Source organism: Erwinia sp., from assembly GCF_049696395.1.
GTDB lineage: Bacteria > Pseudomonadota > Gammaproteobacteria > Enterobacterales > Enterobacteriaceae > Erwinia.
This window is the reverse complement of record NZ_JBAVTT010000141.1, coordinates 1-19719: the sequence shown is the minus strand read 5'-3', so window position 1 is coordinate 19719 and position 19719 is coordinate 1. Positions and strand designations below refer to the sequence as shown.

The 19719-nt window shown below is 54.1% G+C and carries 18 protein-coding genes and 1 pseudogene; 16 read left to right on the top strand and 3 right to left on the bottom strand.

Annotated elements, in window-relative coordinates; genetic code table 11:
- The first annotated feature begins 1 nt into the window (after position 1).
- Both thrB and thrC read left to right on the top strand, forming a co-directional pair.
- Entirely contained in the window at positions 2-931 is a 930-nt protein-coding gene (thrB, locus tag WCC56_RS17345; RefSeq protein ID WP_424693578.1) for a homoserine kinase, read from the top strand.
- 3 nt (positions 932-934) lie between these two features.
- Positions 935-2221, top strand: a complete 1287-nt coding sequence (thrC, locus tag WCC56_RS17340; protein ID WP_424693577.1) for a threonine synthase — start codon at positions 935-937, stop codon at positions 2219-2221.
- An 87-nt stretch (positions 2222-2308) separates the two neighbouring features.
- On the opposite strand, the gene yaaA is transcribed toward thrC, so the two are convergent.
- Positions 2309-3085, bottom strand: coding sequence for a peroxide stress protein YaaA (gene yaaA, locus WCC56_RS17335; protein ID WP_424693576.1), 777 nt, complete (start codon positions 3083-3085; stop codon positions 2309-2311).
- A gap of 254 nt (positions 3086-3339) precedes the next feature.
- Between yaaA and tal the strand changes: the two genes are divergently transcribed.
- From tal to WCC56_RS17320, 3 genes are all read left to right on the top strand, one after another.
- The gene (tal, locus tag WCC56_RS17330; RefSeq protein ID WP_424693575.1) at positions 3340-4293 is read left to right on the top strand and encodes a transaldolase; all 954 of its coding nucleotides are present in this window, start codon (positions 3340-3342) and stop codon (positions 4291-4293) included.
- A gap of 132 nt (positions 4294-4425) precedes the next feature.
- Positions 4426-5013, top strand: a complete 588-nt coding sequence (gene mog, locus WCC56_RS17325; RefSeq protein WP_424693574.1) for a molybdopterin adenylyltransferase — start codon at positions 4426-4428, stop codon at positions 5011-5013.
- Positions 5014-5140: 127 nt separating this feature from the next.
- Positions 5141-6442 (top strand): MFS transporter, encoded by a 1302-nt coding sequence (locus WCC56_RS17320; RefSeq protein WP_424693573.1) that lies wholly within the window; start codon positions 5141-5143, stop codon positions 6440-6442.
- Between the two features lie 53 nt (positions 6443-6495).
- Here WCC56_RS17320 and satP read toward each other — a convergent pair whose 3' ends face one another.
- On the bottom strand, positions 6496-7113 hold the full coding sequence (gene satP / locus WCC56_RS17315; protein WP_424693572.1) for an acetate uptake transporter: 618 nt from the start codon (positions 7111-7113) through the stop codon (positions 6496-6498).
- A 110-nt stretch (positions 7114-7223) separates the two neighbouring features.
- Between satP and WCC56_RS17310 the strand changes: the two genes are divergently transcribed.
- The 5 genes from WCC56_RS17310 to nhaR all read left to right on the top strand — a co-directional run bounded on the left by WCC56_RS17310 (position 7224) and on the right by nhaR (position 12916).
- Positions 7224-7415: a hypothetical protein gene (locus WCC56_RS17310; protein ID WP_424693571.1), complete on the top strand. Its 192-nt coding sequence runs from the start codon at positions 7224-7226 to the stop codon at positions 7413-7415.
- Between the two features lie 26 nt (positions 7416-7441).
- A complete protein-coding gene (gene dnaK / locus WCC56_RS17305) occupies positions 7442-9358 on the top strand; it encodes a molecular chaperone DnaK (RefSeq protein ID WP_424693570.1) in 1917 nt (638 codons plus the stop codon).
- Between the two features lie 107 nt (positions 9359-9465).
- Entirely contained in the window at positions 9466-10605 is a 1140-nt protein-coding gene (dnaJ, locus tag WCC56_RS17300) for a molecular chaperone DnaJ (RefSeq protein ID WP_424693569.1), read from the top strand.
- Positions 10606-10810: 205 nt separating this feature from the next.
- Positions 10811-11971, top strand: coding sequence for a Na+/H+ antiporter NhaA (nhaA, locus tag WCC56_RS17295; protein WP_424693568.1), 1161 nt, complete (start codon positions 10811-10813; stop codon positions 11969-11971).
- Between the two features lie 57 nt (positions 11972-12028).
- Positions 12029-12916 (top strand): transcriptional activator NhaR, encoded by an 888-nt coding sequence (gene nhaR, locus WCC56_RS17290; protein WP_424693567.1) that lies wholly within the window; start codon positions 12029-12031, stop codon positions 12914-12916.
- Positions 12917-12980: 64 nt separating this feature from the next.
- Here the strand turns inward: nhaR and rpsT are convergent, their stop codons facing one another.
- Positions 12981-13244, bottom strand: coding sequence for a 30S ribosomal protein S20 (gene rpsT, locus WCC56_RS17285; protein WP_013200708.1), 264 nt, complete (start codon positions 13242-13244; stop codon positions 12981-12983).
- A gap of 315 nt (positions 13245-13559) precedes the next feature.
- On the opposite strand from rpsT, the gene ribF reads away from it, so the two are divergent.
- From ribF to WCC56_RS17255, 6 genes and pseudogenes are all read left to right on the top strand, one after another.
- Positions 13560-14498, top strand: a complete 939-nt coding sequence (gene ribF / locus WCC56_RS17280) for a bifunctional riboflavin kinase/FAD synthetase (protein WP_424693566.1) — start codon at positions 13560-13562, stop codon at positions 14496-14498.
- Positions 14499-14528: 30 nt separating this feature from the next.
- A complete protein-coding gene (ileS, locus tag WCC56_RS17275; RefSeq protein ID WP_424693565.1) occupies positions 14529-17345 on the top strand; it encodes an isoleucine--tRNA ligase in 2817 nt (938 codons plus the stop codon).
- On the top strand, positions 17345-17845 hold the full coding sequence (gene lspA, locus WCC56_RS17270; protein ID WP_424693564.1) for a signal peptidase II: 501 nt from the start codon (positions 17345-17347) through the stop codon (positions 17843-17845). Before ileS ends, lspA begins: the two co-directional genes overlap by 1 nt.
- 9 nt (positions 17846-17854) lie before the next feature.
- Positions 17855-18325: an FKBP-type peptidyl-prolyl cis-trans isomerase gene (gene fkpB, locus WCC56_RS17265; protein ID WP_424693563.1), complete on the top strand. Its 471-nt coding sequence runs from the start codon at positions 17855-17857 to the stop codon at positions 18323-18325.
- The gene (gene ispH, locus WCC56_RS17260) at positions 18306-19259 is read left to right on the top strand and encodes a 4-hydroxy-3-methylbut-2-enyl diphosphate reductase (RefSeq protein WP_424693562.1); all 954 of its coding nucleotides are present in this window, start codon (positions 18306-18308) and stop codon (positions 19257-19259) included. Before fkpB ends, ispH begins: the two co-directional genes overlap by 20 nt.
- Before the next feature lie 201 nt (positions 19260-19460).
- Positions 19461-19719: pseudogene (locus WCC56_RS17255) on the top strand (4-hydroxy-tetrahydrodipicolinate reductase); the annotation flags it as partial.

Sequence of the window (19719 nt, the reverse complement as noted above, 5' to 3'; positions counted from 1 at the left end):
AATGGTGAAGATTTATGCCCCTGCCTCAATCGGCAACGTAAGCGTGGGCTTTGATGTATTGGGTGCGGCGGTGTCTCCGGTTGATGGCTCGTTGCTGGGCGACTGTGTGACCGTGGAAGCGGCCAGCGAATTCAGCCTGCGTAACGAAGGGCGCTTCGTCAGCAAGTTGCCAACCAATCCGCAGGAAAACATTGTCTGGCAGTGCTGGGACCGTTTCTGCGAAGCGATTGGCAAGCGCGTGCCGGTAGCGATGACGCTGGAAAAAAACATGCCGATCGGTTCCGGTCTGGGCTCCAGCGCCTGTTCCGTCGTCGCTGGTCTGATGGCGATGAACGAACACTGTGGCAAACCGTTAAGCGACACCGAACTGCTGGCGCTGATGGGCGAGCTGGAAGGGCGTATTTCCGGCAGCGTGCATTATGATAACGTGGCGCCTTGCTTCCTCGGGGGCATTCAGCTGATGCTGGAGGAAAATGGGATTATCAGCCAGCAGGTGCCAGGCTTTGATGACTGGTTCTGGGTGATGGCCTATCCGGGAATTAAAGTCTCTACTGCTGAAGCCCGCGCTATTCTGCCGGCGCAGTACCGTAAAGAAGACATTATTAAGCACGGTCGCTATCTGGGTGGGTTTATTCATGCCTGCCACACGCAGCAACCGGAGCTGGCGGCAAAGCTGATGCGCGATGTGATCGCCGAGCCTTACCGCACCAAACTGTTACCGGGATTTGCTGAAGCCCGCCAGGCCGCGCAGGATATTGGCGCACTGGCCTGTGGTATTTCGGGTTCCGGCCCAACGCTGTTCGCCGTCTGTAACCAACTGGACACGGCGCAGCGCATGGCAGACTGGCTCAGCCAGCACTATCTGCAAAATGATGAAGGCTTCGTTCATATCTGCCGCATAGACACGGCAGGCGCACGTAAACTGGGATAACGCATGAAACTGTATAATCTTAAGGATCACAACGAGCAGGTAAGCTTCTCGCAGGCTGTTAAACAAGGCCTGGGTAAACAGCAGGGCCTGTTCTTTCCGCTTGAGCTGCCTGAGTTTGAACTGACCGACATCGACGAGATGTTGGAAATGGATTTCGTTACCCGCAGTAGCAAAATCCTCTCTGCCTTTATTGGCGATGAGATCGCGCCTCATCAGTTGCAACAGCGCCTGAAAACCGCCTTCAACTTCCCGGCACCGGTGCAAAAGGTGACGGAGGATATCTCTGCGCTGGAGCTGTTCCACGGTCCAACGCTGGCGTTCAAAGACTTCGGCGGCCGTTTTATGGCGCAGATGCTCTCTTACGTCAGCGAAGCCGATGAGAAAATCACTATTCTGACCGCCACTTCCGGTGACACTGGCGCGGCTGTTGCCCATGCGTTCTTCGGTATGGAAAACGTGCGTGTAGTGATCCTCTATCCGAAAGGCAAAATCAGTCCGCTGCAGGAGAAACTGTTCTGTACGCTGGGTGGCAATATTCAGACCATCGCGATTGAAGGCGATTTTGATGCCTGTCAGTCTCTGGTCAAGCAAGCCTTCGACGATGAGCTGCTGAAGAAAGCCATTGGCCTGAACTCGGCGAACTCGATCAACATCAGCCGCCTGCTGGCGCAGATTTGCTACTACTTTGAAGCCGTAGCGCAACTGCCTCAGGAGAAGCGCAATCAGCTGGTGATCTCCGTACCAAGCGGCAACTTCGGCGATCTGACCGCGGGCCTGCTGGCGAAGTCACTTGGCCTGCCGGTGAAACGCTTTATCGCCGCAACCAACGCCAATGATACCGTTCCGCGCTTCCTGGAGAAGGGTGAGTGGCAGCCGAACGTGACGGTTTCCACCTTGTCCAACGCGATGGATGTCAGCCAGCCGAACAACTGGCCGCGCGTGGAAGAGATCTTCCGCCGTAAAACCTGGCGTCTGACTGACCTGGGCTTTGGCGCAGTGGATGATGAAACTACCAAAGAAACGATGCGTGAGCTGGCGGATTTGGGTTACGTTTCAGAGCCGCACGCTGCCATTGCTTACCGTATGCTGCGCGATCAGCTGCAGGAAGGGGAGTTTGGTCTGTTCCTGGGCACGGCGCACCCGGCCAAGTTTATCGAAAGTGTGGAAGAGATCCTCGACCGCAAAATCCCGGTCCCTGAAGAGCTGGCCCAGCGTGCTGATTTGCCGCTGCTCTCTCATGAGATGAAAGCGGACTTCGCTGAGCTGCGTGAGTTCCTGCTGCATAAATAAGGTGTTCGCCCCTTTGAGGGCTTGATCACCCAAAACAAACGGCCCTGAAAAGGGCCGTTTTTTTATTCTGCCAGTCATCCGCTAAGGTCAGGCCGTTTCGCGGCGCTTAAACATCATTTCGCTGTCGCTGCTTTCTTCCGGGACGAAGAAGTAGCCGTCCACATCAAACTTCTTCAGCTGGGCCGGTTTTGTTAAGCGCTGCTCAATGACATAGCGGCTCATCAAGCCACGCGCTTTCTTAGCATAGAAGCTGATCACCTTGAACTTGCCGTTTTTCTCGTCCAGGAACACCGGTTTGATGATACGACCAGTTAACTTCTTCGGCTTCACCGCTTTGAAATATTCGTCGGAAGCCAGGTTCAGCAAGACATCGTCGCCTTGTTCTGCCAGCGCCGCATTCAGCGCTTCGGTCAGCTTATCGCCCCAGAAGGTGTAGAGATCTTTTCCTGCCGGATTTTCCAGCTTAATGCCCATTTCCAGACGATACGCCTGCATCAAATCCAGCGGGCGCAGCAGGCCATAAAGACCGGAAAGCATCCGCAAATGCTGCTGAGCAAAATCGAAGTCTTTCTCTTTGAACGTTTCAGCCTGCAGGCCGGTGTAAACGTCACCTTTGAAGGCGAGAATGGCCTGACGCGCATTCTCCGGCGTAAACGGCGGGTGCCAGTTATGGAAGCGGTCTGCGTTCAGTCCAGCCAGTTTGTCGCTGATATGCATCAGTGAGCCGATTTGCGCGGGGCTCAGCTTACGGGCGACCTCAATCAGTTTTTGGGAATCATCCAGCAACGCGGGTTGGGTGAAACGTTTGGTCGCCAGCGGGCTTTCAAAATCCAGCGTTTTGGCTGGGGAGATAACCATCAACATGCCTGAGTCCTTGTATGAATATGCCGCCATGGGCAAAAGTGTGCAGCCGCTACTTTAGCAAAAAAAGGGGATAAAAGGAGTAATCGCTGCCATTGCCTTTATTGATTCCCGGCGCTCTCAAGGGGTATTCCCGGGCAATTTAGCACTGCGTGGCCTGCGGGAAACCTTACCTTGCATGGCCAGTTTCGCGTGATATTATCCATGTCAGACATTTTCAAGAACCCGATAACTCTACTCTGATGAGAATGACAACCATGACGGATAAACTGACTTCCCTGCGTCAACTGACCACTGTTGTTGCCGACACCGGCGACATTGAAGCGATGAAGCTGTACAAGCCGCAAGATGCTACCACCAACCCCTCCCTGATCCTGAGCGCCGCGCAGATTCCTGAATACCGCAAACTGATTGATGAAGCGGTAACCTGGGCTCGCGATCAGAGCAGCAAAAAAGAAGAGCAGGTGAACTTCGCTGCGGATAAGCTGGCCGTCAATATCGGTCTGGAAATCCTGAAGCTGGTGCCTGGCCGTGTCTCTACCGAAGTGGATGCCCGTCTGTCTTACGACACCGAAGGCAGCATCAACAAAGCCCGTTCCCTGATCAAACTGTACAACGATGCTGGCATCAGCAACGACCGCATCCTGATCAAACTGGCTTCCACCTGGCAGGGCATCCGTGCTGCTGAGCAGCTGGAAAAAGAAGGCATCAACTGTAACCTGACGCTGCTGTTCTCCTTCGCTCAGGCTCGTGCTTGTGCTGAAGCTGGCGTGTTCCTGATTTCACCTTTCGTGGGTCGTATTCTGGACTGGTACAAAGCCAACACCGACAAGAAAGAGTACGCTGCGCACGAAGATCCAGGCGTGGTTTCTGTGACTGAAATCTACGAATATTACAAGCAGCATGGCTACGAAACCGTAGTCATGGGCGCCAGCTTCCGTAACGTCGGCGAAATCATTGAGCTGGCTGGCTGCGACCGTCTGACCATCTCCCCGAACCTGCTGAAAGAGCTGGCAGAAACCGAAGGGACGCTGGAGCGTAAACTGTCTTACACCGGTGAAGTGAAAGCTCGTCCGGCTAAAATGACGGAATCTGAGTTCCTGTGGGAGCACAACCAGGATCCGATGGCAGTAGATAAACTGGCTCAGGGCATCCGTAACTTTGCTCTCGACCAGGGCAAACTCGATAAAATGATTGCCGACCTGCTGTAAGTCGTTAAGCGTGGCCGGTTATCCGGCCACTGTTTTGCCCCGCTGTACATCCCGCTTTGTAATGGTTTATCCTGCTTTTATCCTCCCCCACGCCCGCGCTTTTACCGTGGCCGTAAACACAGTGACGACCAGATGAATACACTACGTATAGGCTTAATTTCGGTTTCCGATCGCGCCGCCAACGGCATCTATCAGGATGAAGGTCTGCCGGCACTTGAGGCCTGGCTGACCCAGGCTCTGGCTACGCCGTTCGAGATTGAAAAGCGGCTGGTGCCGGATGAACAACCGATCATTGAGCAGACAATTTGTGAACTGGTGGATGAACTGTTCTGCCATCTGGTGCTGACCACCGGAGGAACGGGGCCGGCTCGCCGTGATGTCACGCCGGATGCCACGCTGGCCATTGCGGACCGCGAAATGCCTGGTTTTGGCGAGCAGATGCGCCAGATAAGCCTTAACTTTGTGCCCACTGCCATTCTTTCCCGCCAGCTTGGCGTGATCCGTAAACAATCGCTGATTATCAATCTGCCGGGTCAGCCGAAATCGATCAAAGAGACGCTGGAAGGGCTGAAAGAGGCCGATGGCAAAGCGAAGGTCCAGGGTATTTTTGCCAGCGTGCCGTATTGCATCCAACTGCTGGAAGGGCCGTATGTGGAGACCAATGACGCCGTTGTAGCAGCTTTTCGCCCTAAAAGTGCGCGGCGTGAAACAAACGGCTAAAAATGGCGTAATTCAGGCATAAGATCCAGCAACACTGGTGTGGCGGGAATTGAACGGTATAGTACGGTTAGCTTTACAACGTCGAACTATACTTTTTTCTTCTACTTCTGGATGTGCCTGAATAATTATGCTTCACGATAACGATCGCCGTCTGAACCGGCAGGATTACAAAACCCTTTCTCTGGCGGCGCTGGGTGGCGCGCTGGAATTCTACGACTTCATTATCTTCGTGTTTTTTGCTGCCGCGATAGGCGATCTGTTCTTCCCTCCGGATATTCCTGACTGGCTACGCCAGGTCCAGACCTTCGCTATTTTCGCCGCGGGTTACCTTGCCCGTCCTTTGGGTGGCATCATCATGGCGCATTTCGGCGACAGCCAGGGCCGTAAGAAGATGTTCAGCCTGAGTATCCTGCTGATGGCACTGCCAACGCTGGCGATGGGGCTGTTGCCAACCTACGCCACGCTGGGCATTTCCGCGCCAATCCTGCTTTTACTCCTGCGCGTGCTGCAAGGTGCGGCAATTGGTGGCGAAGTGCCGGGCGCGTGGGTGTTTGTGGCTGAACATGTGCCGGAAAAACGCATCGGATTTGCCTGCGGGACGCTCACCGCCGGGCTGACCGCTGGTATCCTGTTAGGCTCTGTTGTCGCAACGTTGGTGAATACGGCATTTGGCCCACAGGGCATTTCTGCCGGTGCCTGGCGTATTCCGTTCCTGTTGGGGGGCGTGTTCGGTTTTATCGCGCTTTACCTGCGCCGCTGGTTGCATGAAACCCCAATCTTTATCGAGATGAAAGCCCGTAAAGCTCTGGCGGCGGAACTGCCGTTGAAAGCGGTGGTGATGAAGCATAAAAGAGAAATCGCTATCAGCATGTTGCTGACGTGGCTGCTTTCGGCAGGGATCGTTGTGGTGATCCTGATGACCCCAACCTTGCTGCAAAAGCAGTTTGGTATTCCAGGTGCACAGGCACTTCAGGCCAACAGCCTGGCGACAGTGATGCTGCTGGTTGGCTGTATCTGCGCGGGTTTTGCCGCCGATCGTTTTGGCGCCAGCAAAACGTTGATCGTGGGCAGCCTGTTCCTGGCGGTTTGCAGCTGGCTATTCTACCGGACGGTGGGAGTCCATCCGGACCTGTTATTCCCTTGCTATGCGCTGGTAGGTTTCAGCGTTGGTGTGGTAGGCGCGGTGCCTTATGTGATGGTGCGTGCCTTCCCGGCAGACGTGCGTTTCACCGGGATCGCCTTCTCCTATAACGTGGCTTACGCTATTTTTGGCGGTTTAACCCCGATTTTTGTCACGCTGATCATGGCCGTGACGCCGCTGGCTCCGGCTTACTATGTGCTGGCGTTATCCGCTATTGGTCTGCTGGTCGGCATTTATCTGAAGCGCGATAGCAAGCGTGAAGCTGTCGTCGGCCGCACCTTCAGCTGATAAAAAAGCCCTGTCGTTTCTCAACGGCAGGGCGTATCACTTCCTCAAACGTCTTACGCCTGATTCATCTCACCGATTGGCAGCGCTCTCCGCCCCAACTGCTGGTCGTTCATCTCGCCGATTGGCAGTGCTTTCCGTCCCAACTGCTCATTGAGCACTTCAGCCATGGCAAGGTACATCGCGCTTGCCCCGCAAAGAATGCCCTCATAGCCCGCCAGCGTCAGCACGGCTTGATTGCCGGTGATATTGCCGAGGGCAAGCAGAGCGAACAGCAGCGTCAGGCTGCTGAAGACCAACTGTAGAGCGCGGTTGGCGCGTAGCGTGCCAAAGAACATAAACAGCGTGAAGACACCCCACAAAGCCAGCCAGAGGCCAAGCACCTTTGCATCGGTCGCTTCAGCCAGCCCAAGGCGCGGCAACAGCAGAATTCCTACCAGGCTTAGCCAGAAACAGCCATAAGCCGTGAAGGCTGTCAGGCCGAAGGTGTTGCCTTTTTTATACTCCAGCAGGCCTGCCAGAATCTGGGCCAGACCGCCAAAGAACAGTCCCATGCTGATAATGGCGGAGTTCATCGGAAAAAAACCGGCATTATGCAGATTAAGTAAGACGGTGGTCATGCCAAATCCCATCAGGCCGAGCGGGCCAGGGTTTGCTAATTTGCTGCTGTGCATAAATCCTCTGGTATCAAAGATAAAACGACAAATAAAAGTGAAATAAGTGATGGAAGGGTGCTGATTTTGCGCAGGAATGACCCCATTTTTTCAGCACGCGCGGCATCATAATGATCCGCAGGCTGGAAAACCTTGATCTGGAGAGTGGAAAAAACGAAATTTTTTTCATCTTGCCCCTTGATGCCGCTCCGGATGGCCCCATCTTATTTGGCATCCAAGGTTATGGACCTGGAGAAAAAGCGCGGCGCCAACGGTTGAAACGGCAAAAAAAGCCCGCATTAAGTGTTCATAAACTGATTTGACATAAATTTAAGTGGGAGATGTATAGATGGGTAAAATTATTGGTATTGACCTGGGTACGACTAACTCTTGTGTCGCTGTTATGGACGGTGGCAAAGCGCGCGTACTTGAGAATGCAGAAGGCGATCGCACCACCCCTTCAATCATTGCTTACACCCAGGACGGCGAGATTCTGGTCGGTTCACCGGCTAAGCGTCAGGCTGTGACCAACCCACAGAATACCCTGTTTGCGATCAAGCGCCTGATTGGCCGTCGCTTCCAGGACGAAGAAGTGCAGCGTGATATCAAAATCATGCCATACAAAATTGCCGGTTCTGACAACGGCGACGCCTGGATCGATGTGAAAGGCCAGAAAATGGCACCGCCGCAGATTTCTGCTGAAGTGCTGAAGAAAATGAAGAAAACGGCTGAAGATTTCCTGGGTGAGCCAGTCACTGAAGCGGTTATCACTGTACCAGCCTACTTTAACGATGCGCAGCGTCAGGCAACGAAAGACGCCGGCCGTATCGCAGGTCTGGACGTAAAACGTATCATCAACGAACCAACCGCAGCCGCACTGGCATACGGTATGGATAAAGGTCAGGGCAACCGTACTATCGCGGTTTATGACCTGGGCGGCGGTACCTTCGATATCTCTATCATCGAAATCGATGAAGCTGATGGCGAAAAAACCTTTGAAGTGCTGGCAACCAACGGTGATACCCACCTGGGTGGTGAAGACTTCGATAGCCGCATGATCAACTATCTGGTCGCAGAATTTAAGAAAGATTCTGGTATCGATCTGCACAACGATCCGCTGGCAATGCAGCGTCTGAAAGAAGCTGCAGAGAAAGCGAAAATCGAACTGTCTTCTGCCCAGCAGACCGACGTGAACCTGCCGTACATCACTGCTGATGCGACTGGTCCAAAGCACCTGAACATCAAAGTGACCCGTGCGAAGCTGGAATCACTGGTTGAAGATCTGGTTGCTCGCTCAATCGATCCACTGAAAGTGGCGCTGAAAGATGCTGGTCTGTCTGTTTCAGACATCGATGACGTGATTCTTGTTGGTGGCCAGACTCGTATGCCAATGGTGCAGGCGAAAGTGGCTGAGTTCTTCGGTAAAGAGCCACGTAAAGACGTGAACCCGGATGAAGCGGTAGCGGTAGGTGCTGCGGTTCAGGGTGGCGTGTTGGCTGGTGAAGTGAAAGACGTTCTGTTGCTGGACGTGACTCCTCTGTCCCTGGGTATCGAAACCATGGGCGGCGTGATGACTTCGCTGATCACCAAGAACACCACTATCCCGACCAAACACAGCCAGGTGTTCTCAACTGCTGAAGACAACCAGTCTGCTGTTACCATTCACGTGGTACAGGGTGAGCGTAAACGTGCTGCGGATAACAAATCTCTGGGCCAGTTCAACCTGGACGGGATTCAGGGCGCACCGCGCGGTATGCCGCAGATCGAAGTCACCTTCGATATCGATGCCGATGGTATCCTGCACGTGTCTGCTAAAGACAAAAACAGCGGTAAAGAGCAGAAGATCACCATCAAAGCTTCTTCTGGTCTGAACGACGAAGAGATCGAAAAAATGGTTCGTGACGCTGAAGCTAACGCCGATGCCGACCGTAAGTTTGAAGAGCTGGTTCAGGTTCGTAACACAGCCGATCATCTGTCGCACAGCACCCGTAAGCAGCTGGATGAAGCCGGTGATAAACTGCCAGCAGACGACAAGGCGCCGATTGAGGCAGCCCTGGCCGAGCTGAATGAAGCGTTGAAAGGCGAAGACAAAGACGCCATCGAAGCGAAAATGCAGGCGCTGACTGAAGTCTCCAGCAAATTGATGGAGTTCGCTCAGCAGCAGCAGGCCGCTGGCGGCGCAACTGATGCCGGTGACGCTTCTGCGAAGAAAGATGACGACGTTGTCGACGCTGAATTTGAAGAAGTGAAAGACAACAAAAAATAATCGCCCTGAGCGGGCACGGTGGTCTGAACCAGGCCACTGATGATAACCGGCACGGGCGTGGGAATTTCTCCACGCCCGTGCACGCATGTAAGGGCAGGAACACCAGTATGGCGAAGCAAGACTATTACGAGATTTTAGGCGTTTCCAAATCAGCGGATGAGCGTGAAATCAAAAAGGCCTACAAACGCCTGGCGATGAAATTCCACCCTGACCGTAATCCAGGTGATAAAGAATCCGAAGCCAAATTTAAAGAAGTGAAGGAAGCTTACGAAATTCTGACTGATGGACAGAAGCGTGCAGCTTACGATCAGTACGGTCATGCAGCCTTTGAACAGGGCGGTATGGGCGGTGGCGGCGGCGGCTTTGGCGGCGGCGGTGCCGATTTCAGCGATATCTTTGGCGACGTGTTCGGCGATATCTTTGGCGGAGGACGCCGTCAGCAGCGTGCTGCGCGTGGTGCCGATTTACGCTACAACATGGAGCTGACGCTTGAAGAAGCTGTCCGCGGCGTGTCCAAAGAGATCCGCATTCCTACATTGGAAGAGTGTGAAGTCTGTGACGGTAGCGGCGCGAAAGCGGGCACCAAACCACAGACCTGTGGCACCTGTCATGGACAGGGCCAGGTTCAGATGCGTCAGGGCTTCTTTACCGTACAGCAGGCTTGTCCTACCTGTCACGGTCGTGGCTCGGTAATCAAAGATCCTTGTAATGCCTGCCACGGTCACGGCCGCGTAGAGAAGTCCAAAACCCTGTCGGTGAAAATCCCGGCTGGCGTGGACACTGGCGACCGTATCCGGCTGACGGGCGAAGGTGAAGCTGGCGAACACGGCGCACCAGCAGGCGATCTGTACGTTCAGGTGCAGGTGCGTAAGCACCCAATCTTCGAGCGTGAAGAGAATAACCTGTACTGCGAAGTGCCGATCAACTTCGCGATGGCAGCGCTGGGCGGCGAGATTGAAGTGCCGACCCTTGATGGCCGTGTGAAGCTGAAAGTCCCGGCGGAAACCCAGACCGGCAAGCTGTTCCGTATGCGCGGTAAGGGTGTTAAATCCGTACGCGGTGGTGCTCAGGGCGACCTGTTGTGCCGCGTGGTAGTGGAAACCCCGGTCAGCCTGAACGAGAAGCAGAAAGCGTTGCTGCAGGAGCTTGAAGAGAGTTTCGGCGGCCCAAGCGGCGAGAAAAACAGCCCACGCTCGAAAACCTTCTTCGATGGCGTGAAGAAATTCTTCGATGACCTGACCCGTTAATTTTCGCGGAAGTCAGACTAACGGACAGCTCAGGCTGTCCGTTTTTTTTTGTTTTTCTTCCCTCCCTTATGCGGTCTTTTCCCTGGAAACGCTCATAGCTCGGAAATACCTACCTTACAACCGGGAATAAACTGTTTTTTACGAGCAGTCAAAGCGAGTATGCTGACGGTACTTTTCTTCATCACTTTGTTAAGGGAATGCCCTGATGAATGCAGTGCTCAAACGACTCCTGAAAAATGAAGCCACCGGCGGGGTGGTTTTGATTATCGCCGCGGCGATAGCGATGATTCTGGCTAACACCGCCGGAACCCAACAGGCCTACCAGGCCATCCTGAATATGCCCGTCGAATTCCGCTTCGGCAGCCTGGACATCAGCAAAAACCTGCTGTTATGGATCAATGACGCGTTAATGGCGGTGTTCTTCCTGATGATCGGTCTGGAAGTGAAGCATGAGCTGGTTTCGGGCTCGCTGGCTACCCGCGAACGTGCGATGTTCCCACTGATTGCCGCAGTTGGCGGCATGATGGCCCCGGCGCTGATTTACGCAGCGTTGAACCATAACGATCCTCTGGCTATTCACGGTTGGGCGATTCCGACAGCTACAGACATTGCTTTTGCGCTGGGTATCCTTGCATTGCTCGGCAGCCGCGTACCGCCTGCACTGAAAATGTTCCTGATGGCGCTGGCCGTGATTGATGACCTTGGCGCTATCCTGATTATCGCCTTCTTCTATACCCAGGATCTGTCAGTGGCTTCACTGGCAGTGGCAGGCGGAGCGATTGTAGCGCTGGCACTGCTCAACCGGCTGGGCGTTCGCAGTATCTCGGTTTACATGCTGGTTGGTATGGTTCTGTGGGTGGCGGTGCTGAAGTCTGGCATCCACGCGACGGTTGCTGGCGTGCTGGTGGGCTTCTTTGTGCCGCTGAAGAAAGAGAATGGCCACTCTCCCGCTATGCATCTGGCGCATGGTCTGGCGCCATGGGTCAGCTGGGTTATCCTGCCGCTGTTTGCCTTTGCCAACGCAGGCGTCTCGTTAACCGGCGTCTCTGCTGAGGGTCTGCTGTCTGCGGTGCCAATCGGCATTATTCTGGGGCTGCTTATCGGTAAACCGCTGGGGATCACCGTGATCTGCTGGTTGGCGGTAAAACTGAAGATTGCGGCGCTGCCGGATGGCACACGCATGCAGGATATTGCCGCTGTTGGCCTGCTGTGCGGTATCGGCTTCACCATGTCGATCTTTATCGCTTCACTAGCTTTCGATGCGGCCCATGAAGAGATGGTGACACTGGCAAAACTGGGTATTCTGGTGGGTTCGGCCATTTCAGCGGTGATGGGTTATACGCTGCTGCGGCTTAAGCTCAGATAATGCGGCTTCGGTCAGCTTCGGCTGGCCGGTTCTGATGACGCCATCAGGGAGGCGCGCATGTCACACATTAACTTCAACCACCTTTATTACTTCTGGCAGGTTTGCAAAGCCGGTTCTGTGGTTGGCGCGGCAGATGCCCTTAATCTTACGCCGCAGACCATTACCGGGCAGATCAAAGCGCTGGAAGACCGTCTAAAGGGCAAGCTGTTCAAACGTCAGGGAAGAGGACTGGTGCCTTCTGAGCTTGGGCAGCTGGTCTTCCGCTATGCGGATAAGATGTTTCAGCTCAGCCAGGAGATGCTGGATATCGTGAACTACCGTAAGGAAGCCAGCCTGCTGTTCGATGTGGGCGTGGCGGATGTGCTGTCGAAAAGGCTGGTCAGCCAGGTGCTGCAAACCGCAGTAGTCGATGAAGACAAAATTCATCTGCGCTGTTTTGAGTCGACCCACGAAATGCTGCTTGAGCAGCTCAGCCAGCACAAGCTGGATATGATCCTGTCGGACTGCCCCATTGATTCCACTCAGCAGGAAGGGCTGTTCTCCGTTAAGCTGGGCGAATCCTGTATCAGCTTCTGGTGCCAGACACCGCAACCCGAGTTACCTTTCCCGGCCTGTCTTGAGCAGCGAAAACTGCTGATCCCCGGCCGTCGATCCATGTTGGGCAGAAAGCTGCTGAACTGGTTTCAGACTCAGGGACTGGAAGTCGATATTCTTGGTGAGTTTGATGATGCGGCCTTAATGAAGGCTTTTGGTGCCAGCCATAACGCCATCTTTGTTGCGCCATCCAGCTACTCGAATGACATCTTTTATGAAAAGGGGATTGTCGAACTGGGAAGGATTGAGAGCGTGGTGGAAGAGTACCATGTGATCTTTGCGGAGCGGATGATCCAGCACCCGGCGGTACAGCGTATCTGCAATAAAGATTTTACTGCCTTGTTTTCCTGAATTGCAGACACAAAAAAACCGGCAGAGCCGGTTTTTTCATCAAAGCCGATTAACAGACTGGGGATTAATCCAGTTTGCTGATCTGTGCAGCCAAATTTGCTTTATGGCGTGCAGCTTTGTTTTTGTGGATCAGGCCTTTAGCTGCCTGACGGTCCACAATTGGTTGCATTTCATTAAATGCATTCTGCGCAGCTGCTTTATCGCCAAGAGCGACAGCCGCGTAGACTTTCTTGATAAAAGTACGCAACATTGAACGACGGCTAGCGTTGTGCTTACGACGCTTCTCAGACGTTACTGCGCGTTTCTTAGCTGATTTGATATTAGCCAAGGTCCAACTCCCAAATAGTTCTATGAGGACAATTCAAAGGCCGAGGAATATGCCTCTTTCGCCCATGGTTGTCAATGGATTTGTGCAAATAAGCGCCGCCAAACACACGACACTCTATTACGTTTCGATGGCGCAAGATTCTACCAGCTTCATCTCACCGAATACAGCTTAATCACAAGATAAATGCTAATGCCGCTCAGGGAGCCAGTCTACCGCAGAAAATGCGGCGATAAACAGAGTAAAGCCGCATTCGCGGGTTAACCTTCCTGGCTGTACAAGGTATAATCCGCCGATTTCCACAAATTTGAGCCAGCCATGAAGTTTATCCGCGGCATACATAACCTTAGGGAGCAGCATCGCGGCTGCGTACTGACCATCGGCAATTTCGATGGGGTGCATCGCGGCCATCAGGCGCTGCTGGCCCGACTGTGTGAAGAAGGACGCCAACGCAATTTGCCGGTGGTGGTGATGATATTCGAGCCCCAACCGCTGGAATTGTTTGCGGCTGATAAAGCCCCAGCCAGGCTAACACGCCTGAGGGACAAAGTTCGCTACCTCAGCGAAGCGGGCGTGGATGCGGTGCTGTGCGTGCGTTTCGATCGCCGCTTTGCAGCCCTGACAGCCCAAAGTTTTGTTGGCGATTTGCTGGTGAATAAACTTGATGTGAAATTCCTGGCCGTGGGCGATGACTTCCGCTTTGGCGCTGGTCGCCAGGGGGATTTCCTGTTATTACAGACTGCTGGCATCGAACAGGGCTTTGATGTCATCAGCACCCAGACCTTCTGCGATGAGGGCAAGCGCATCAGCAGTACGGCAGTCCGCCAGGCGTTGGCCGAAGATAATCTGCCGCTGGCGGCTTCACTTCTTGGACATCCCTTCAGCATTTCAGGCCGGGTCGTGCACGGTGATGCACTGGGCCGTACTTTGGGCTTTCCTACCGCCAATCTGCCGCTGAGACGCTATGTTTCGCCGGTGAAAGGCGTGTATGCCGTTGAAGTGCTGGGGCTGGGCGATAAACCGCTGCCCGGTGTTGCCAATATTGGCACGCGCCCTACGGTAGCCGGCCTGCGCCAGCAGTTAGAAGTTCATCTGCTGGACGTTGCAATGGACCTGTACGGACGCCATATAGACGTGGTGCTCTGTCAAAAAATACGAAATGAGCAGCGTTTTGCTTCACTTGACGAGCTCAAAGAGCAAATTGCTAAAGATGTGGTGAGCGCCAGAACCTTTTTTGGGCTGCAAACACCGGTTTAAACAGAACCGAAATACGGAATCGAGAATCTGATGAGTGACTATAAATCTACCCTGAATTTGCCGGAAACGGGGTTCCCGATGCGTGGCGATCTGGCCAAGCGTGAACCGGGAATGCTGCAACGTTGGTATGATGACAACCTGTACGGCATCATCCGCGAAGCCAAAAAAGGGAAAAAAACCTTTATCCTGCATGATGGCCCTCCTTACGCGAACGGCAGCATTCATATTGGTCACTCAGTTAACAAGATTCTGAAAGACATTATTGTGAAGTCCAAAGGTCTGTCGGGCTTTGACTCGCCGTATGTACCAGGTTGGGACTGCCACGGTCTGCCTATCGAACATAAAGTTGAGCAGATGATCGGTAAGCCGGGTGAGAAAGTCACTGCGGCAGAGTTCCGTGCTGCCTGCCGTGAATACGCGGCAGAGCAGGTTGAAGGCCAGAAAAAGGACTTCATCCGTCTGGGCGTGCTGGGCGACTGGGATCGTCCTTACCTGACCATGAACTTCAAAACTGAAGCGAACATCATTCGTGCGCTCAGCAAGATCATTGGCAACGGCCATATGCACAAAGGCGCCAAGCCGGTGCACTGGTGCATGGACTGCCGCTCTGCGCTGGCAGAAGCCGAAGTCGAGTATTACGACAAAACCTCCCCTTCAATCGACGTGATGTTTAACGCCGTCGATAAAGAAGCGGTGCAGGCTAAATTTGGCGTGACGAACGTTGAAGGCCCAATCTCACTGGTTATCTGGACCACCACGCCGTGGACCATGCCGGCTAACCGCGCGATCTCTCTGCACCCTGAATTCGAATACGAACTGGTGCAGATTGAAGGCCGCGCGCTGATCCTGGCAAAAGACCTGGTCGCAAGCGTGATGAAGCGCGTAGGTGTTACCGAGTGGAACGTGCTGGGCGAAGTGAAAGGGGCTTCTCTTGAGCTGCAACCTTTCAAACATCCGTTCCTGGATCATACTTCTCCAGTAGTGCTGGGTGACCACGTGACGCTGGATGCCGGTACGGGTGCTGTGCATACCGCTCCGGGCCACGGTCCTGATGACTTTGTTATCGGCCAGAAATACGGTATTGAAACCGCCAATCCAGTTGGGCCAGACGGCAGCTTCCTGCCAGGCACTTATCCAACGCTAGACGGCGTCAACGTCTTTAAAGCCAACGACATGATCGTTGAGATCCTGCGTGAAAAAGGCGCGCTGCTGCATGTGGAAAAACTGCTGCACAGCTACCCACACTGCTGGCGTCACAAAACGCCGATCATCTTCCGTGCTACGCCGCAGTGGTTTATCAGCATGGATCAGAAAGGTCTGCGTGCGCAGTCATTGAAAGAGATCAAAGGCGTACAGTGGATCCCAGATTGGGGCCAGGCGCGTATTGAATCAATGGTCGCCAGCCGACCAGACTGGTGTATTTCCCGCCAGCGTACCTGGGGCGTGCCGATGTCGTTGTTCGTGCATAAAGACACCGAGCAACTGCACCCGGATACCCTTGAGCTGATGGAGAAAGTCGCTCAGCGCGTTGAGCAAGACGGCATTCAGGCCTGGTGGGATTTGGACGCCAGTGAGCTGATGGGCGCAGACGCTGAAAACTACGTCAAAGTCCCTGACACGCTGGATGTGTGGTTTGACTCTGGCTCTACCAGTTTCTCGGTAGTAGATGCCCGTTCAGAATTCGACGGTCACTCGCCGGATTTGTATCTGGAAGGATCGGATCAACACCGTGGCTGGTTCATGTCTTCTCTGATGATCTCGACGGCGATGAAAGGCAAAGCGCCTTACCGCCAGGTACTGACCCACGGTTTCACCGTTGATGGTCAGGGCCGTAAGATGTCGAAATCTATCGGTAACACTGTTTCTCCGCAGGACGTGATGAACAAACTGGGTGGCGACATCCTGCGTCTGTGGGTAGCTTCTACCGATTACTCAGGTGAAATGGCCGTTTCGGACGAGATCCTGAAGCGCTCTGCTGACTCTTACCGTCGTATCCGTAACACCGCTCGCTTCCTGCTGGCTAACCTGAACGGCTTCAATCCTGAAACCGACAGCGTGAAACCAGAAGAGATGGTGGTGTTGGATCGCTGGGCTGTAGGCCGTGCCAAAGCAGCGCAGGACGATATCCTGGCTTCTTACGAGAGCTATGACTTCCACGAAGTCGTACAGCGTCTGATGCAGTTCTGCTCGATTGAGATGGGTTCGTTCTATCTGGACATCATTAAAGACCGTCAGTACACCGCGAAAGCGGATGGCCTGGCTCGTCGTAGCTGCCAGACAGCGTTGTATTACATCGCTGAAGCGCTGGTTCGTTGGATGGCACCGATCATGTCCTTCACCGCAGATGAAATCTGGGGCGAGCTGCCAGGTAAGCGTGAAAAGTATGTCTTCACCGGAGAGTGGTTCGACGGCCTGTTTGGTCTGGCGGATAACGAATCGATGAACGACAGCTACTGGGCTGAGCTGCTGAAAGTGCGTGGCGAAGTGAATAAGGTGATTGAGCAGGCGCGTGCTGATAAGCGTGTTGGCGGTTCACTGGAAGCGACCGTAACGCTGTATGCCGATGCAGAGTTGGCGCAGAAGCTGACCAGTCTGGGTGACGAGCTGCGCTTTGTGCTGCTGACCTCCGGTGCGCAGGTAGCTGACTACGCGCTGGCAACCGAAGAAGCTCAGCAGAGCGAGCTGGTGAAAGGTCTGAAAATTGCCCTGCATAAAGCAGAAGGCGAGAAATGCCCACGCTGCTGGCATTACACTACTGACATTGGTCAGAGTGCTGAGCATCCGGATGTGTGCGGACGTTGTGCCACCAACATTGCTGGCGCTGGCGAACAGCGTAAGTTTGCCTGATGAGTAAACCTATCTTCTCTACCGGTTTACGCTGGGTCTGGCTGGTTCTGGTGGTGATTGCCATCGACTTCGGCAGCAAGCAGTGGATTATGAACACGCTGATGTTGCATGAGTCGATGTCAGTGATGCCATTTTTCAACTTCTTCTATGCGCATAATTACGGGGCGGCATTTAGCTTCCTCGCCGATAAAGGCGGCTGGCAGCGTTGGTTCTTTGCCGGCATAGCCGTGGCGATTGTGGTAGCGTTGCTGGTGATGATGTACCGCACTGCGGCCAGCAATAAGTTAAATAATATTGCTTACGCGCTGATTATTGGCGGCGCGTTGGGCAATCTGTTTGACCGCGCGTATCATGGCTTTGTCGTCGACTTTATCGACTTCTATGTGGGTGACTGGCACTTTGCCACCTTCAACATTGCTGACTGCGGCATCTGTATTGGTGCTGCACTGATCGTGCTGGAGGGCTTTCTCAGCCCGTCCGGCAAACAGGCTAAAAATTAAGGGCAGGGCATGACTGATTCTGTACAGCGCGAGAGCGCGGTGCTGGTGCATTTCACCTTGAAGCTGGAAGATGGCTCAACGGCGGAATCCACGCGCAACAACGGCAAACCAGCGCTGTTCAGCCTGGGCGACGGCAGCCTGTCTGAAGGTCTGGAGTCTCAGCTGCTGGGACTGAGCGTGGGCGATAAGAAAGCCTTCTCGCTGACGGCAGACGATGCTTTTGGCCAGAGCAGCCCGGATCTGCTTCAGTACTTCTCCCGCCGTGATTTTACTCAGGCAGGCGAGCCTGAGATCGGCGCTATCATGTTGTTCAGTGGCATGGATGGCAACGAGATGCCTGGTGTGATCCGCGAGATTTCCGGTGATTCGATCACTGTTGATTTCAACCATCCGCTGGCCGGGCAGACTATCCACTTTGAGGTTGAAGTGCTGGAGATCGATCCGGTACTGGAGGCGACAAATGCAAATCCTGTTGGCTAATCCCCGCGGTTTTTGTGCCGGCGTAGATCGCGCCATCAGCATTGTGGAGCGGGCGCTGGAAATGTACGGCGCGCCGATTTACGTGCGTCATGAAGTGGTGCATAACCGCTATGTCGTCAACAGCCTGCGCGAGCGCGGTGCCATCTTTATTGAAGACATTGGCGAAGTGCCAGACGGCTCGATCCTGATCTTCTCTGCGCACGGTGTTTCTCAGGCCGTCAGGGCTGAAGCCAAAGCACGCGATCTGACGATGTTGTTTGATGCCACCTGTCCGCTGGTAACAAAAGTGCATATGGAAGTGGCGCGAGCCAGCCGTAGAGGCACTGAAGCGATCCTGATTGGCCACGCAGGCCACCCGGAAGTAGAAGGGACGATGGGTCAATACAGCAGCCCGAAAGGCGGCATGTATCTGGTCGAAGCGCCTGATGATGTGTATAAACTGCAGGTTAAAGATGAAAACAACCTGTGCTTTATGACTCAGACCACGCTGTCGGTGGATGACACTTATGAAGTGATTGATGCGTTGCGTGCCCGCTTTCCGAAGATCGTTGGCCCACGCAAAGATGACATTTGCTATGCCACCACCAACCGTCAGGAAGCCGTGCGGACACTGGCAAAAGATGCTGACGTCGTTCTGGTTGTCGGGTCACGCAACTCCTCCAACTCCAACCGTCTGGCAGAGCTGGCACAGCGTGCAGGGAAACTTGCGCGACTGATCGACTCAGCCGATGACATTCAGGAAGAGTGGATTAAAGGCGTGAGCTGTGTAGGTGTTACGGCAGGCGCATCCGCGCCGGACATTCTGGTGCAGGAAGTGATCCAACGCCTGCGCGAATTTGGTGGCGAAGCGGCTATCGAGCTGATTGGCCGCGAAGAAAACATTGTTTTCGAAGTGCCGAAAGAGCTGCGAGTCGACGTCCGCCAGGTAGAGTAACAGTCTTCCGCAGCGCCCTGCTGCGGAAGTTTTAAATCCCCCGATTTTCCCTCGATCAAAACCAGACAAAATTTGTTTTACTGATAATCCGCCGCGTCTGGCATAAAATTCTAATCATGGTGTTTTTATTGTGGCGCGGAGGTTACCGCATGGTTAACCTGTCAGCGCTTTGCATGCACAGACTTTATACAGGGATTCATTATGAACAATGCACAAATCCGCCTTGCCGTTGTTGGCGCCGCAGGACGCATGGGGCGTCAGCTCATTCAGGCAGCACAGGAGGCGGACGGCGTGTGCTTAGGCGCAGCTTTGGTGCGTGAAGGCTCCTCTCTGGTGGGTGTTGACGCTGGTGAGCTGGCCGGGACTGGCCCACTGGGCGTGAAGGTGAGCGATAACCTGGAAGCCGTGGTGAACAACTTCGACGTGCTGATCGACTTTACCCGCCCTGAAGGCACGCTGG